This window comes from Elizabethkingia argenteiflava (genome assembly GCF_009904105.1).
In the GTDB taxonomy this organism is placed as follows: domain Bacteria; phylum Bacteroidota; class Bacteroidia; order Flavobacteriales; family Weeksellaceae; genus Elizabethkingia; species Elizabethkingia argenteiflava.
The window spans coordinates 1-664 of record NZ_JAAABJ010000132.1; the positions used below are offsets into that span (position 1 = coordinate 1).

Annotated in this window: 1 protein-coding gene and 1 pseudogene; both read left to right on the forward strand. The window is 32.2% G+C overall.

Annotated elements, in window-relative coordinates:
- Window positions 1-225 (forward strand): annotated as a pseudogene (locus GNY06_RS00865) (IS5 family transposase); the annotation flags it as partial.
- Window positions 226-290: 65 nt separating this feature from the next.
- Window positions 291-440 carry a hypothetical protein gene (locus GNY06_RS00870; protein WP_166518388.1) on the forward strand — a complete coding sequence of 50 codons (150 nt, stop codon included), beginning with the start codon at window positions 291-293 and terminating at the stop codon, window positions 438-440.
- Window positions 441-664 lie beyond the last annotated feature (224 nt).

A 664-nucleotide genomic window follows, 5' to 3' on the forward strand; every position in this document is an offset into this window, starting at 1 on the left:
GAAAAAATAATCGCCAATATTAAAACCCATCTCAGGAATAATAAAACAGCCAAGAATTATTATTATTTTGATGAAGAATTATATAAACGAAGGTTCAATATAGAGAAAGCAAATGCTTGGATGGATACTTTCAAAGCATTATTAATACGATTTGAAACTTCTGTAATAACATGGTATTCTTTGCATTATATGGCTTTTGTTATTTTATTCCTCAGAAAACTATAAGTTTAAACAAGTTCATCATAAACTTTATTGACAAAAAAATCTCCGTTCAAGAAACAATTGAGATATTGGCACATCAAGGTATTTATGTGGACAATGAAGAAGTAGATCTTATACGAGATCTTCTCTATCTAATGGCAAAGAATCACAAGAAAATAGAAGGAGATGAAAATATCGAAACCTTAACAGGAATTCGAACTAATCAAGAAACATATTAAACCAAGAGCTGACGCAACTTTTTAGACAAAAAAACACATGTCTAAGATTTTGAATACAGAAATCGAACTATAAATGACCAATTAGTAACTAATTATTTCACAGGTACTTATTGGTATAAAAAAAAGAGAAAGTAGATAACTACTTTCTCTTTAAGTCGGGGCGGCAGGATTCGAACCTGCGACCTCCTGGTCCCAAACCAGGCGCGATGACCGGACTACGCTAC